Annotated in this window: 13 protein-coding genes; all 13 read right to left on the bottom strand. The window is 41.1% G+C overall.

Annotated features, from left to right (window positions below; translation table 11 throughout):
• Nucleotides 1–8 precede the first annotated feature (8 nt).
• The 13 genes from rimP to ACLJJ6_RS04225 all read right to left on the bottom strand — a co-directional run bounded on the left by rimP (nt 9) and on the right by ACLJJ6_RS04225 (nt 15488).
• Nucleotides 9–482: a ribosome maturation factor RimP gene (rimP, locus tag ACLJJ6_RS04285; RefSeq protein ID WP_412990430.1), complete on the bottom strand. Its 474-nt coding sequence runs from the start codon at nt 480–482 to the stop codon at nt 9–11.
• A 122-nt stretch (nt 483–604) separates the two neighbouring features.
• Nucleotides 605–4933, bottom strand: coding sequence for a PolC-type DNA polymerase III (locus ACLJJ6_RS04280; protein ID WP_412990192.1), 4329 nt, complete (start codon nt 4931–4933; stop codon nt 605–607).
• 156 nt (nt 4934–5089) lie between these two features.
• Nucleotides 5090–6805: a proline--tRNA ligase gene (locus ACLJJ6_RS04275; RefSeq protein ID WP_412990191.1), complete on the bottom strand. Its 1716-nt coding sequence runs from the start codon at nt 6803–6805 to the stop codon at nt 5090–5092.
• Between the two features lie 25 nt (nt 6806–6830).
• Complete coding sequence (rseP, locus tag ACLJJ6_RS04270) at nt 6831–8096, bottom strand: RIP metalloprotease RseP (protein WP_412990190.1); 1266 nt, start codon at nt 8094–8096, stop codon at nt 6831–6833.
• Between the two features lie 20 nt (nt 8097–8116).
• Nucleotides 8117–8902, bottom strand: coding sequence for a phosphatidate cytidylyltransferase (locus ACLJJ6_RS04265; protein WP_412990189.1), 786 nt, complete (start codon nt 8900–8902; stop codon nt 8117–8119).
• 12 nt (nt 8903–8914) lie between these two features.
• Entirely contained in the window at nt 8915–9658 is a 744-nt protein-coding gene (locus ACLJJ6_RS04260; protein WP_412990188.1) for an isoprenyl transferase, read from the bottom strand.
• Between the two features lie 182 nt (nt 9659–9840).
• On the bottom strand, nt 9841–10401 hold the full coding sequence (gene frr / locus ACLJJ6_RS04255) for a ribosome recycling factor (protein WP_412990187.1): 561 nt from the start codon (nt 10399–10401) through the stop codon (nt 9841–9843).
• A 1-nt stretch (nt 10402) separates the two neighbouring features.
• Entirely contained in the window at nt 10403–11125 is a 723-nt protein-coding gene (gene pyrH / locus ACLJJ6_RS04250) for a UMP kinase (RefSeq protein WP_412990186.1), read from the bottom strand.
• A gap of 148 nt (nt 11126–11273) precedes the next feature.
• A complete protein-coding gene (gene tsf / locus ACLJJ6_RS04245; RefSeq protein WP_412990185.1) occupies nt 11274–12152 on the bottom strand; it encodes a translation elongation factor Ts in 879 nt (292 codons plus the stop codon).
• 95 nt (nt 12153–12247) lie between these two features.
• Nucleotides 12248–13066: a 30S ribosomal protein S2 gene (rpsB, locus tag ACLJJ6_RS04240; protein ID WP_412990184.1), complete on the bottom strand. Its 819-nt coding sequence runs from the start codon at nt 13064–13066 to the stop codon at nt 12248–12250.
• Nucleotides 13067–13351: 285 nt separating this feature from the next.
• Complete coding sequence (locus ACLJJ6_RS04235) at nt 13352–14347, bottom strand: D-2-hydroxyacid dehydrogenase (RefSeq protein ID WP_412990183.1); 996 nt, start codon at nt 14345–14347, stop codon at nt 13352–13354.
• A 117-nt stretch (nt 14348–14464) separates the two neighbouring features.
• Nucleotides 14465–14746 (bottom strand): GIY-YIG nuclease family protein, encoded by a 282-nt coding sequence (locus ACLJJ6_RS04230; protein WP_412990181.1) that lies wholly within the window; start codon nt 14744–14746, stop codon nt 14465–14467.
• Nucleotides 14733–15488, bottom strand: coding sequence for a tRNA1(Val) (adenine(37)-N6)-methyltransferase (locus ACLJJ6_RS04225; protein ID WP_412990179.1), 756 nt, complete (start codon nt 15486–15488; stop codon nt 14733–14735). Before ACLJJ6_RS04225 ends, ACLJJ6_RS04230 begins: the two co-directional genes overlap by 14 nt.
• Nucleotides 15489–15565: the final 77 nt, after the last annotated feature.

The raw sequence follows: 15565 nt of genomic DNA, 5'->3' as shown, positions 1-15565 counted from the left end.
CTCTCCTTCTAAAATTTGATTGCGAAGCGCGCAAATCCAATTTGTTTTACCGCAAATTGTTTCGTAATTTTTCTTGTTTTTTCCATGTACGTTAAGCTGATTTCAGAACCGGAATAGCTATCTAATGTACCTTCAAACACTTTTTTCCCATCTACGGGAGCATATAAAGAAATATGAATATATTGGCCAACTGCTCGTTTCCAATCATTTGACGTTTTAATCGGACGCTCAGCACCAGGAGAAGAAACCTCTAGGAAATAAGCCTGAGGAAAGGGATCGGGCTCAAGGCTGTCTAGTTTTTCACTAATCTGATCACTAACCTCGGCACAATCCTCAATTGTAATTCCACCAGGCTTATCAATGTAAACACGAAGGTACCAACTTTTGCCTTCTTTTACAAACTCAATATCCACCAATTCAAAGTGATGGGCTTCAATTAGGGGCTGGACTTCTTTTTGCACTGTTTCTACAACACTCGCCAAACTTAAACCTCCAATAATTTCAAATATTGTCAAGAAAAAGAGTGAGCATTTCTGCTCACTCATCCACTACACAATTAGATTCAGAGATATTATACCATATCCCGCGGTGCTGTACAAATCACTCACATGTCAAACAGCGACAACTGATTTTCATCAGGCAAATCGGAAAGGACGCCATTCTCCGTCATGAAATCAATTAAGGTCTTTGAGACTTTGCCACGTTTGGACAGGTCCTCTTTAGAAAGAAATGGTTTGTCCTCACGAGCTGCCACAATCTGTTTTGCCACGTTTAAACCTAATCCTGGAACCGCATTGAACGGTGCCAGTAGCGAATTCCCGTCAATTAACCACTGGGAAGCATCAGACTTATTCACGTCCACCATTTTAAAGGTAAATCCGCGCTCCAGCATTTCATTAGCAAGTTCCAAAACAGTTAGCAAATTTTTTTCTTTGGTCGAGGCATCCATGCCTTTATCATTGATGGCTTTCATCGCACCTTTGACCGCTTCTTTACCATGCGCCATCGCCACCAAATCAAAATCATCAGCACGCACACTAAAGTAAGCACTGTAATAAAGGATTGGGAAATAAACCTTAAAGTACGCAATTCGTAACGCCATTAACACATACGCTGAAGCATGTGCACGCGGAAACATATACTTGATTTTTTCACAAGAATCAATGTACCAATCTGGAACTTCGGCTTCTCGCATTTTTTCCTTATCATCATCTGGAATACCACGTCCATGACGAACACTTTCCATAATTTGGAAAGACGTTTGTGAATCCATCCCATAATGAATCAAGTCAGTCATGATATTATCACGACATCCAATGACATCTTTTAGCGTCGTTGTTCCAGCTTTGATCAATTCTTCCGCATTGCCAAGCCAAACATCCGTCCCATGAGAAAGACCAGAAATCTGTAATAATTCGGCATACGTCGTAGGATGTGTTTCTTCAAGCATCCCCCGTACAAAACGTGTACCAAACTCAGGCACGCCAAAAGTTCCCGTTTTAGACTGAATTTGTTCCGGCGTTACGCCTAAGACTTCTGGACCTGAGAAAAGTTTCATAACACCGGGATCATCTGTCGGAATTGTTTTAGGATCAATTCCTGATAAATCTTGCAATGCACGAATCATCGTCGGATCATCATGTCCCAGAATATCCATTTTTAAGATGTTGTCATGAATAGAATGGAAATCAAAATGGGTTGTTTCCCAAGCTGCCGATTGGTCATCTGCTGGATACTGAATTGGCGTAAAATCATAAATATCCATATAGTCTGGTACAATCAAAATCCCCGCCGGATGTTGGCCAGTGGTACGTTTAACACCCGTTGCGCCTTTAGCGAGGCGATCAATTTCGGCATTACGGAAAGTTTGATTCGTATCGCGTTCGTAGGCCTTAACATACCCATATGCCGTTTTGTCTGCCACCGTACCAATCGTCCCAGCACGGAAGACGTTTTTCTTACCAAACAGCACCTGCATATAGTTATGCGCAATCGGTTGATAATCTCCCGAAAAGTTTAAATCGATATCGGGAACTTTATCTCCCTTAAATCCTAAGAAAGTTTCAAACGGAATATCTTGACCATCACCAACAAGTGGCGTTTGGCAATTTGGACAGACTTCATCGGGCAAATCGAAGCCTGACCCATACTCACCTTTTGTATAGAATTTAGTGTACTGGCAATTTGGGCACCGATAATGCGGCGGAAGCGGGTTCACCTCCGTAATTCCCGACATCGTAGCAACTAAACTAGAACCAACGGAACCACGGGAACCAACCAAATAACCGTCCTTATTACTTTTATGAACCAACCGTTGAGCGATTAAATAAATGACCGAGAAACCATTTCCAATAATACTCTTAAGTTCTTTGTCTAACCGTTCTTTGACGATGGTTGGTAACGGGTCACCATACAACTCATGAGCCTTATCCATCGTTAACTGTTCAATACGATCTTCTGCTCCGGGCATTTTGGGCGTGTAGAGTTTATCTTTAACCGGTTTAATGTCGGCCACTTCTGCCACAATTTTGGCCGGGTTTTCAACGACAATTTCTTTTGCCTTTTGTTCACCCAAAAATTTAAAGTCAGCAAGCATCTCATCGGTTGTGCGAAAATGAACATCAGGCAAATTCGTTCGATTTAACGGGTTTGCTCCCCCCTGCGAATGGATGAGAATCTTTCGATACACGGCATCCTCCGGGTTAAGGTAATGAACATCCCCGGTAGCAACCACCGGCTTCTTCAACTCGTCACCCAGTGTCACAATATTGGAAAGAATCTCTTCCAAATGACGGTTATCTTGAATTAAGCCCTGTTCAATCTCAGGTTGGTAAACTGGTTTGGCCATGACTTCAAGGTAATCATAAAATTTGGCCTTTTGCTTAGCCTCTTCCTTCCCTTTTTGCATCATTGCTGTAAAAACTTCGCCAGAACTGCAAGCCGAACCGACAAGGATCCCCTCACGTAATCGGCTTAACTCTGACTTGGGAATCCGCGGTACTCGATAAAAATATTTAACATTTGACAGAGAAACTAACTGAAAAAGATTCTTTAAGCCCGCTTGCGTTTGGGCCAAGAGAATTGCATGCGACGGGCGCGCATGTTTATAAGCATCATTATCCGTCATATGTTCATTTAACTGATTATGATATTTAATATGATACCGCTCTTCAGCATCCTTTAAGAACAAATGGCATAAATGTCCCGTCGACTCCGCATCATAAATTGCTCGATGATGATGTTCCAAATTCACGTTGAATTTTTTGGCCAGCGTGTTTAACCGATAACTCTTTAACGTGGGATACAAAAATCTCGCTAAAGTCAGGGTATCGATAATGGGATTCGTGACCCGTGGCATCCCGTATCGTGCGTAGCCGGTATCCATGAATCCAATATCAAAAGTCACATTGTGCCCCACAATAATTGCATCCCCATAAAATTCTCTAAATGCTGTAAAGACTTCTTTTTCAGATTTAGAGCCGCGTACCATCTCATTCGTAATACTAGTTAAGTTGGTCGTAAGTTCTGACAATGGAAAACCAGGATCAATAAATTCCTCAAACTGGTCCAAAACATTACCGTCTTGCATTTTGACCGCAGACAGTTCAATGACCTTATCATAAATTGCCGAAAGGCCTGTCGTCTCCACATCAAAAACAACGTAGGTTGCACCTTTAAGCGGCACTTGGCGATCGTTATAACCGATCGGAACACCATCATCCACGAGATTTGCTTCAACACCATATAGCACTTTGACACCGTTCTTTTTTCCGGCTGCATAGGCTTCTGGGAAGGCTTGCACGCCCGAGTGGTCCGTCACCGCGATCGCTTTTTGGCCCCACTTTGCCGCTTGCTTGACGTAATCGGTAATGTTATTAGTGGCATCCATTTGACTCATATTCGTATGCAAATGCAGTTCAACTCGTTTTTCATCAGCAGGCGCCTTATCCTGGCGGCTAGGGTGGCTGACTTCCATGACATCATAAGCATTTAAAGTTAAGTCGCGCATAAAGGTGTCCTCTTGAACGCTACCTCTAACTTTTACCCATAAGCCCTTCTGAACTGCGGAAAAAAGCTGTTCTTCACTTTCATTTTTTGAAAACTTCTTCACCGTCATTGATGAACTGTAATCCGTGATTTTAAAGATCAGCAATTGGCGCTTGGAGCGCAACGTTCGTACTTCGACATCGAAGATATAGCCTTCTACAACCACTGAGCGTTCCTCTTGGGTAATTTGCTCCAGACGGGTTACCTCTTCATCAGGATTGATTTGTTTACCGATACGAACAGGACCATCACTTGTCACAGCCCCACTTTGTTGTTTCTGACGTTTTTCATCCTGTTTAAGAATGGCTTGCGAAGCTTTTTGAGCTAGTTCAGCATCGCTCTTGGCTTTCTTTGCTTTTAATTCTTCGATCATGCTCTGTGAATTAGTTTCATCAATAATCGTGTGAATTGAAAATGCTGGAAATCCGTACTGCTGATAGGTGGTTTCGATCGGTCCAAGCGCCGTCGTTGTCAAAAAGTTTTGAACAATCTCATTTTGAGCAGCAAAAATGACCCGGCCATCAGTTAAGGCGGGCAAATTGTGCCCACATAATTCTTGCGTCAGCGGGGAGGAAATATGACTATTTTTAACAACCCACTCCCAATAAGCATCAATCGCCTTAATATCTAGCGTCGTACTTTTTGATTGAACCCTAAAATTCACATTTGCAATCGTTCGAAAGGCGACTTGCAAGTGATCATTGAGAAGCTGAAATACCGAAAATGGCAAAGGCGCCGGAAAACTAAAAACAAATTCCCAGGTCTTTGATTTCTTGTGTACGGTAACTTTTTTAATCTCACCTTCTGACAGGCTTGGTTCATCCGGATTCGGATAATCAATTTGTTCGAGAAGTTTTCGAAATTGTTCCTTATTATTTAAACTCAAAATTTGATTCCTTCCCCTTTAAGCAATTAAATAAACACTCCTCAACTACATCTAAACACTAAAAGCCCAAATGCGACTTCAGCCTTTAGTCATGAAGATAACGACAAACTAGGGAATGAACATTATCCTAATTTGTCGTTATTTTAGTTTAATATCTTATTGCGCTTCGTTTTTTAATAAAATACCCACTGAGTTTTGTAACTCCTCAATTTTAACCTCAAGTGTTTCTCCGGTGCGACGGAGCTTCACTTCCACAATTCCTTCAGAAGATTTCTTACCAACCGTAATTCGCACTGGGATTCCCATTAAATCTGAATCGGCAAATTTGACGCCTGCACGCTCCTTACGATCATCGACCAAAACTTCATAGCCGGCTTCTGACATTGAAGCCTCAATTTTATTTGCAAGGTTCATTTGCTCTTCATTCTTAGCGTTGACAGGTACCACATGAATATCAAATGGCGCAATATTTTTGGGCCAAACAAGTCCGTTTTCATCAGCATGTTGTTCAGCAATTGCCGAAAGCAAACGACTAACGCCGATCCCATAACATCCCATGATGACAGAAACAGAACGTCCATTTTCATCTAGAACTTTTGCACCGAGAGCGTCCGAGTAACGTGTGCCTAATTTAAAGATATGACCAATTTCAATGCCCTTCGTAAATTTGAGCTTGCCTTTACCATCTGGGGCTAATTCACCTTCCTGAACAGTTCGGAAGTCTCCAAATTCAGACACATGGATATCACGATCAAGATTGGCATTTTTATAGTGATAGCCATTTTCATTTGCACCTACAACGGCATTCACCATGTTTTTGACGTACAAGTCAGCCAACACAGTCACTTTATCTGGATCAATGCCTACGGGTCCTAAAGAGCCAAAGTCAGCCTTTAAAAGTGTTTCAACGTCTTCGTCAGTTGCGGGAACCAGTTCATCCGCACCCAAGAAATTTTTAACCTTCACTTCATTAACTTGGTCATCACCGCGAACCAACACCATCACTGGCTTTTCATCCGCCATGAACACAAGCGTTTTAATCAATTTTTCTGAACTGATATTCAAAAATTTCGCGACTTCATCAATTGTTTTGGCATCAGGTGTCGCAATTTTTTCAAGTTCTTGTAGAGTTTCGTGACTAGGCTGGTCAACATATTTGCTGCTAGCCATTTCCAAATTTGCGGCATAATCACTCTCTTCTGCGTACGCAATCGTATCCTCACCAACTGGTGCAATAGCAGAAAACTCCTTAGAATCGTTGCCACCCATCGCACCTGCATCTCCGACAATCTCACGATAATCAAGCCCACAGGCATCAAAAATATTTTGATAAGCTTTTTCCATGTCTCGGAAGGTCTGATCTAAACTATCCTTTTCTGCATGGAAAGAGTAAGCATCTTTCATTAAAAATTCACGGCCTCGCAGTAATCCGTAACGTGGTCGATCTTCATCGCGATATTTCATCTGAATTTGATACAGCGTTAAAGGTAAGCGTTTATAAGATTTCACCTCATCACGAATAAGGGTTGTAAAAGTCTCTTCGTGAGTAGGCCCCAGGATAAAGTCCCGGTCATGGCGATTTTTAAACTGAAAGAGCTCTGGCCCGTACGTACTTAACCGGCCAGATTGTTCCCAGAGTTCAGCTGGTAACACTGCGGGAACAAGCATTTCCACAGCATCGATTTTATTCATTTCTGTACGAATAATTTTCTTAATTTTTTCAATGGTTCGAAACGCTAATGGTAAATAGGCATACATCCCCGCTGAAACCTGGCGAATATAGCCTGCTCGCAGCATCATCTGGTGACTTTTAGCCTCTGCATCGTTGGGAACTTCCTTTAGAGTAGGAATTAACATTTTTGATTGTTTCATTTTTACCTCCATAAAAATAATTGAGTTAGAAGAAATAGCGCTGAATATCATTCCAAGTGACCAAGACCATCAGAAGCATTAACAAGCCAAACCCGACTAATGTAATAATTCCTTCTGTTTCCGGCTTCATTGGTTTGCGACGAATGCCTTCAATAAAGTTTAGTAAAATTTTACCGCCATCGAGGGCTGGAATGGGAATCAAATTCACAATTCCCAGATTCAAGGAAAGATAAGCTAACATCGTAAGGACAGACGTAAAGCCGAGTTTAGCGGCCGCCGAAGTTTGGACGTAAATAGCTACTGGTCCACCGAAATCATTCACGCTAACACCATGTGTGACCATATGGCCCAACAAAGCAAAAATCATCGTGGTCAACTTCCAAGTTTCGGTAAAGCCATAGGCAATCCGTGATCCTAGATTCCGCGTCATTTTACTTTCAATGCCAATTTGGCCAACCTTACCGTCGTTGCCCTTAACCGATTTAGGTGTGAGCGTATATTGATGTTGCCGACCGTTTCTTTGGACAACAATGGTCGTTTTTTGGCCTGGCCGCTTCGAAATGGTCGTTTGTAAATCTGTCCAATCGGTTGTCTTGGTGCCGGCCACGCGAATAATACGATCGTCAGACTTCAACCCAGCTTTTTTCGCAACTGAATCTGGAACCACAGTGACCTGATTGGAATTTGCTGGAACTGCACCCTGCAAAATGCCAACTAGGGCAAACACAACAATTGCCAGAATGAAATTATTCATAGGACCGGCAAAATTGGTTAAAATTCTTTGCCAGAGCTTTGCTGACTGAAACTGGACATCTTTAGGTGCGATTCGAACTTTAGTCCCATCCGCTTCAATAATAGAAGCATCGTGGTCAACCTCATAGCGTTTCAGTTCCGATTCATCACCGTTTTCGTAACCTTCAATCCACAGTTCATTTTCCAAATCGCTTTTAGTAACTTCTATTGGAATACCATTCAGTAGTGTTGTACTGTGACTCGCATTAATCGTTTGTACTTTACCGTTTTCTCCGGTAATTAAACTGACAGGTGTACCTGGTTTTAGATCATCATCTGCATCTTCTAAACCAGCCATTCTCACATAACCACCAATTGGTAAAATTCTTAAAGTATAAGTCGTAGCATTTTTGGAATAGGCATAAATTTTTGGTCCCATACCAATCGAGAACTCGCGAACTAATATGCCTGATTTTTTAGCAAAATAAAAGTGACCAAATTCGTGCACAATAACTAAAATACCAAATACAATGATGAATGTAATAATCGTTTGTATCAAACGGATACCTCGCTTAATTGTTAAATTAATCCAAACAAGTGAACAACTGGTAATACTAATAACATACTATCAAACCGGTCAAAGATTCCACCGTGTCCCGGCAAAATATTGCCTGAATCCTTCACAGAAAAATAGCGTTTCAGCGCAGATTCAATTAAATCACCAAACTGCCCTGTAATTGAGAAAACTAAGGTGAGGAGGATCATTAGGAGAAAATTGTACTGGGTCGGGTAAAAAGCCAAAAAGATCGTCCCGATCACGGTTGCGACAATTGATCCACCAATGGAACCTTCCCAAGTTTTGTTGGGACTAATGTGGGGCGCCAACTTATGTTTGCCTAGCCTTTTACCAATCATGTATGCCCCACTGTCAGTAGACCAAATGACAAACAAGATATAGAGCAGCATGGATAACCCAACTGCGCGTGCCGCAATGAAGTAATTAAAGCCAAATCCGATGTAGATCATCGCTAGGGTAAGCGCACCAGCATCATCAAAGTTGAAACGATTACGGCTGAATACCGTTCGGATCAGCAAGGCCAAGACGCATAAGAAAAAGACAAAAACACGATCAATTTGAGGTGGCAACCACCCAAACCAGCTTAGTGGTGCAATTAAAGCAATTACGCCAATGTCCGCAATGATGGCTTCGGGAGAAACCAACAATAATTTTTTCATAATTAACACTTCATTAACTGCAATAACACCTAATACGATTCCTGCAATGTCAATGAGCCAGTGCCCATAAATGATAACTGGAATAAAAATAAGCAAAGCAATTACCGCTGTTGTCACACGTTGTTTCATAATTAAAACTCCTTATTTTAAACCGCCAAAGCGACGATTCCTTTGTTGATATTGATACACGCATTTTTTTAACTCAGCATCTGAAAAATCAGGCCAGAGTTGGTCCGTAAAGACTAGTTCACTATAAGCAATCTGCCAAAGTAAGAAATTCGAAATTCGTTGCTCACCGCTTGTCCGAATCAACAAGTCGGGATCCGAATAAGGTGCTAGTCCGCTGGTCATTAAAGCCTCATCAACGGTTCGATCAGTAATTTTTGCAGGATCAAGTTCATTTTTAGCAACTTGCGTAGCAATATTTTGAACCGCCGTAACAATTTCTGCCCGTCCACCGTAATTCAAGGCAAAGTTCAAGACCATGCCTGTGCACTGCGCCGTATCGGCAATCGCTTCTCTCACTGCTTTTTGCGTGTAGTCAGGGAGACGATCAACGTAGCCCATCACGTTTACCCGAACATTCGCTTTGATCAGATCAGGGACGAACGTATCAAAAAAGTCACCAGGAAGATGCATTAAAAAACTAACTTCTCCTGAAGGGCGTTTCCAATTCTCAGTTGAAAAAGCATACAGAGTTAAGACTTTAACACCCAAATCATTCGCACTCATCGTGATTTTTTTGACAGTATTCATTCCTTCTTTATGACCCGCAATTCTTGGCAAATGGCGCTTTTGTGCCCAACGACCATTACCGTCCATAATAATTGCGATGTGTTGCGGAATATTCTCATTGAGTTCCCCAGTCTGATCTGCATTTTGCATTTCAGCCTTTTTTGTTTTAGAAAACACATTATCACTCCATCTCGTTATACATGCATAGCTTCTATTTTAGCAGAAAATCATGCAAGTTAACATTCTCGTACAAAAATTATCTGATTATTAAAAAAGCACAAACAGTCTGGAACAAAATCAGACCCTTTGTGCTTTTGATGCGTAATAGCTACTTACTCAGCTAAAACTTCTTTTTCTTTGTTAGCGACAATTTCGTCAACGCCCTTAATAGCCGCATCAGTAACTTTTTGTGTTTGCGTTTCTAAATCATGAAGCTGATCTTCGGTATAAGTATTAGCTTTTTCGCCCTTTTTTAAATCTTCCATCGCATCACGACGAATGTTACGAACTGCGACTTTAGCTTTTTCACCTTCCGCTTTCACATCTTTAGCCAGCTCTTTACGCCGGTCCTCTGTCAACTGCGGAATTACCAGGCGGATTGCTGTCCCGTCATTAGCCGGATTAATTCCTAAATCTGACATCAAAATGGCCTGCTCTAAATTTTTAAGTGCAGATTTATCATATGGCGTTACCATGATTACCCGTGCTTCCGGAATGGTAATGGAAGCCATTTGGTTAACCGGTGTAGGTGTGCCGTAATAGTCAACCTTAATTCTATCCAAGAGACTTGCATTTGCACGCCCCGCGCGGATATTGCCTAACTCACGTTCCAAAGCTTGTTCCGCTTTTTTCATCCGTTGTTGCGCATTTTCAATAATTTCATTCTGAGCCATCTTATTTCCCCCTTACAGTCGTCCCAATATTTTGGCCTTCAATCACTTTTTTAATATTACCAGGCTGATTTAAGTTGAACACTACCAACGGGATGTTATTTTCCATGGAGAGTGAACTTGCGGTTGTATCCATCACATTCAAACCTTTATCGATAATATCCATGTGGGTTAGATTCTCAAATTTAACTGCTGAAGCGTCTTTATTCGGGTCAGCTGAGTAAATACCATCAACACCATTCTTAGCCATTAAAATGGCATCCGCATTAATTTCTGCGGCCCGCAGTGCTGCCGTTGTATCGGTTGAAAAATATGGACTACCAGTCCCGGCAGCGAAGATCACGACCCGATTCTTTTCTAAATGCCGTACAGCTTTGCGCCGAATGTATGGTTCAGCGATTTGCCGCATTTCAATTGCCGTTTGAACGCGAGTAGGAACACCTAATGACTCTAAGCTGTCCTGCAAAGCAAGTGCGTTCATCACAGTTGCAAGCATCCCAATATTGTCTGCTTGCACCCGTTCCATTCCCATCTGTTCACCAGTTTCGCCACGCCACATGTTGCCGCCGCCGCAAACGATGGCAATCTGAACACCCATATCATGGACATCTTTGAGTTCTTGCGCAACCGTCTTAATGACAGGAGGATTGATTCCGGATCCTTTATCACCGGCAAGTGCCTCTCCACTGAGCTTCATGATTACACGTTTATACTTAACTTTTGTCATGGTGTTTCCTCCTCGTATTCTTCCGTTCTAGTTTATCATAAACCGACCTTAAGAACCATTTATTCGTCATTTTCGCACCTAAAGTCATGGCAGCAAAAAAGGCACCTTGCTTTGCAAAATGCCCTTATCTGTCTTGAACCAAAATGAACTAGTTGCCCATTTCTTTTTGAACTTCTTCTACAAAGTTAGTGGATTTCTTCTCGATACCTTCACCAACTTCATAACGGATAAATGATTTAACTTTGCCACCCTTAGAAGCCACATATTTTGCAACTGTTTGATCAGGGTCTTTAACAAAGTCTTGATCGTCCAAGCTAATTTCAGCCAAGAATTTGTTCAAACGGCCTTCTACCATCTTTGCGATGATTTTAGCTGGCTTGCCTTCTTCTTCAGCCTCTTTAGTGAGGACTTCACGTTCATGATCTAAAACTTCACTAGGAACTTCGTCACGGTTAACGTACTTTGGATTGATTGCAGCCACGTGCATGGCAATATCTTTAGCTGTATCGTCATCTGCACCATCTAAAACAACTAAGGTTGCAATTTTACCCCCCATGTGCAGATAAGCGCCGAAGTGTTCATTCTCTGACTTTTTAACAACATCAAACCGACGTAAAGTGATTTTTTCACCTGTAACTTGTGTGGTTTCAATAATGTCATCATTGATTGTGCCCTTAGTTGTCTTTAACTTAAGCGCATCTTCAACAGAAGCAGGAGCACTTAACGCTAATTGAGAAGTTACGCCCTTTACTAAATCAATAAACTGATCGTTTGAAGCAACAAAGTCAGTTTCAGAATTAATTTCGGCAATTGCTGCTTGGTCGTTGTGAATTTCAACGTCAGCCAAGCCTTCAGCAGCTACCCGGTCGCTCTTCTTTTCAGCCTTTGCAATCCCTTTTTCACGAAGAAAATCAATGGCTTTATCCATGTCACCATCGGTTGCCACCAATGCCTTCTTAGCATCCATCATACCAACACCGATTTTGTCACGTAATTCTTTAACTTGTGATGCGGAAATACTTGCCATAATTATGGCCTCCTTTTATTATTCATTAACCCATTAAAAAGGCCATCTCAATCTCAGGCCAAAAAGGTCGAGACTTACGACAGCCTAGTAATTAACTATTTTGCAGAATCTGCTCCACCTTCAACAGTTTTCTTGAGGTTTTCAAGAGAATCTGCTGAAACGTCGCTAGCTGCTTCATTTTCATTAGCAGGAGCTGCACTCTCAGCTGCTGGTTGATCAGCATCTTGGTCTTCACCTTGACGACCTTCAATAACAGCATCAGCCATTTTTGAAGTAATCAAACGTACGGCACGAATAGCGTCGTCATTTGATGGAATAATAACGTCGATTTGGTCAGGGTCTGTATTTGTATCAACCATCGCAACAATCGGAATGTTCAACTTACGTGCTTCTTTAACCGCAATCTGCTCTTTACGAGGATCAACGATAAAGATAGCATCTGGAAGATGAGGCATATCTTCAATGCCACCCAAGAATTTCTCTAACTTATCTTTTTGCTTATTAAGTAGAGCAACTTCCTTCTTTGGTAAACGTTCGAATGTGCCATCTTCATTCATCTTCTTAAGATCTTTAAGCCGTTTGATACGCTTTTGGATCGTGTTCCAGTTTGTCAAAGTTCCACCTAACCAACGATGGTTAACGTAGAATTGACCTGCACGTGTTGCTTCTTCTTCAATTGCAGTTTGAGCTTGTTTCTTTGTACCAACAAATAAAACAACCCCATTGTCTGCTGCAACATCTTTCACAAAATTGTAAGCAGAATCAATCATCTTGACTGTCTTTTGTAAGTCAATGATATAAATTCCGTTCCGTTCTGTAAAAATGTATGGCTTCATCTTTGGATTCCAACGACGTGTTTGGTGACCAAAGTGAACACCAGCTTCGAGCAATTGCTTCATAGAAATAACTGCCATAATAAAAATACCTCCAATAGTTTTTTTCCTTCCCAGTCTTCAGCTGATTTGAGAACTCTTTGAGCACTGGTCAAATCATCCAACTAGGTGCGAATTTGGTTTAACACCAGCAATAAGTATACCTAATATCCTAATGGACTGCAAGTACTTGTTCGAAAAAGCACTCATTTGAAAAGTTTCTGATTACCAACTGAGTTTTTCGAGGTTTTCGAGATTACCGAATTCCAAAAAAAAACTGTGATAGCCGATAAAGGCACATCACAGTTTTTGATCATTTACCAAATTTTAGTCAAAGCTAACTTCATTTTCGGCCTTACCACTTTCGATAAAGCTCTTGTTATTATTAAGAGAAATTTGAACCATATTTTTAACAGCTTTAGTTGTATAGAAAGCTGAATGTGGTGTGATTAAAACATTGTCACGGGCAAATAGATTGTTGAAGACATCGTCCTCAATCTTTTCACCTTTATGATCAACATCAAAAATACCAACTTCATTTTCGTAAGTGTCAAGGCCTGCACCAGCAACTTTACCGCTGTCCAAGGCACGAATCAAAGCTTCTGTATCGATGAGTGTGCCACGAGCATAGTTCAGAATATAAACGCCGTCTTTCATCTTACCAAATGCTTCATCGTTTAACATGTGGTAGTTATCTTTCAATGCAGGTACATGTAAGGTAATAACATCTGCTTGTGCGTAGATTTCGTCCAACGTGTCAACGTAAATGCCTTCTTTTTCCAATTCAGGATTACGGAAAACATCATAACCAATGACTTTAGCACCAAAGCCTTTGAAAATTTGCATTGCGGCACGACCAATGCGGCCTGTTCCCACAACACCAACTGTCAATTCATTGAGTTCCTGAGCAATATCTGGAGCCCAACGGAAGTCGCCTTCACCCATTTTCTTTTCAAAACGAGGAATTCGACGTAATAACGCCATTAAACCAGTAACAGATAATTCTGCAATTGCGCTTGGCGAGTATGCTGGAACGTTAGAAACCTTAATATTGTATTTCTTAACAGATTCAGCTGGTACATTGTCCACACCAACATTACGTAAGGAGAATGCATGGATTCCAAATTCATCCATCTTCTTGAAGATGCCATCAGTATAAGGTTTTTGTTGATAAGCAACAACACCATCATAACCCTTGGCTAAATCAATGTTGTCTTCAGTTAACAGTTCAGCAACTGCCTTAACTTCAACATTGTTATCTTTAACCCATTCATCTAAATATGGTTTTTCGTCATCACGAATGCCATAAGCAATAATTTTCATTACAAAAATTCCTCCTTAACAAATCTGTATTTAGTATAACACTCAATCCCTAAATCTAACCAGACCCCAACCAAATATATCTTTCAAACTAATGTAGTTTTCCATGCGCTTCGAAAATCAGAACTTAATTTCGACCCCATGGACTTTTAAAAAACGTATTTTTGCTTCTCTGGTTTGATGTTTAAAATGATATTCGGCGCTTAACGCGGCATGCCGATCTTCAAAAACCTGAGAATAAATCAACCTGACCGGTAGCCTACTGCGGGTGTACTTGGCCCCCTTACCCGCGTTATGGGTTGCCACCCTTTTAGTTACATCAGTCGTAAATCCTCCGTACAGCGTCTCGTCCGCACATTTTAAAACATAGAAGAAAAATTTCTTTTGCTCACTTATCGCCATATAAAATTGCCTTCACTTTATCTGAATATGAGTTACCAGTATAAGTATATAGGGGATCTAAGAAACGCATCCCCCCGTCTCGGCCATCCTTGATTGCTTCAATCAATATCATATTGGCTTCCTGATTGACTCGTGGATATACCAAACGCACACGTTTAGGTGATAGTCGATTAGCCCGCAGTGCATCCATGATATCTAAAAAACGATCTGGTCGATGAACTAAAAATAGTTTACCGTTCATTTTTAGGAGACCGGATGCCACCTGTAATACCTGGTCAAGCGTCGTTTTTATCTCATGCCGGGCAATTGCTAAATAAGGATTCGGATTCTTTTTGCTCATTGCCTGGTCTTTAAAATAGGGTGGATTGCACAACACATAATCAAAGTCATCTTTGGCAAACTTAGAAAAGGTATCGGCAAGATCTAAAGTTGTCATCTGCATACGATCCTGCAGGTGATTTAGAAGAATACTGCGCTTCCCCATGTCCGCCAATTTAGGCTGTAATTCAATTTGGGCAATTTTTGCGTTCGTCTTTTGGCTGACAAACAGCCCTACTGCGCCATTACCAGCGCATAAATCCATAATCTTGAGTTTTGGTGATTTTTTTACTTGCGCAAAATCTGCTAATAAAACTGCATCTAAGGAAAACGAAAATACTTCTGGGCTTTGAATGATTTTTATGTTTTGACTATAAAGTTGGTCAATTCGTTCGTTTTTTTGTAATAACACGTTCTCTTTCATTTTTCACCTTAATCATCACTTGCAACTAGCCTAAAATTTAGTCATACTAAAACTATTAATTTAGTACGTTAGGAGAA

It is taken from the genome of Pediococcus siamensis, assembly GCF_047220215.1.
In the GTDB taxonomy this organism is placed as follows: Bacteria; Bacillota; Bacilli; order Lactobacillales; family Lactobacillaceae; genus Pediococcus; species Pediococcus siamensis.
This window is presented reverse-complemented; position numbering and strand designations above follow the sequence as displayed.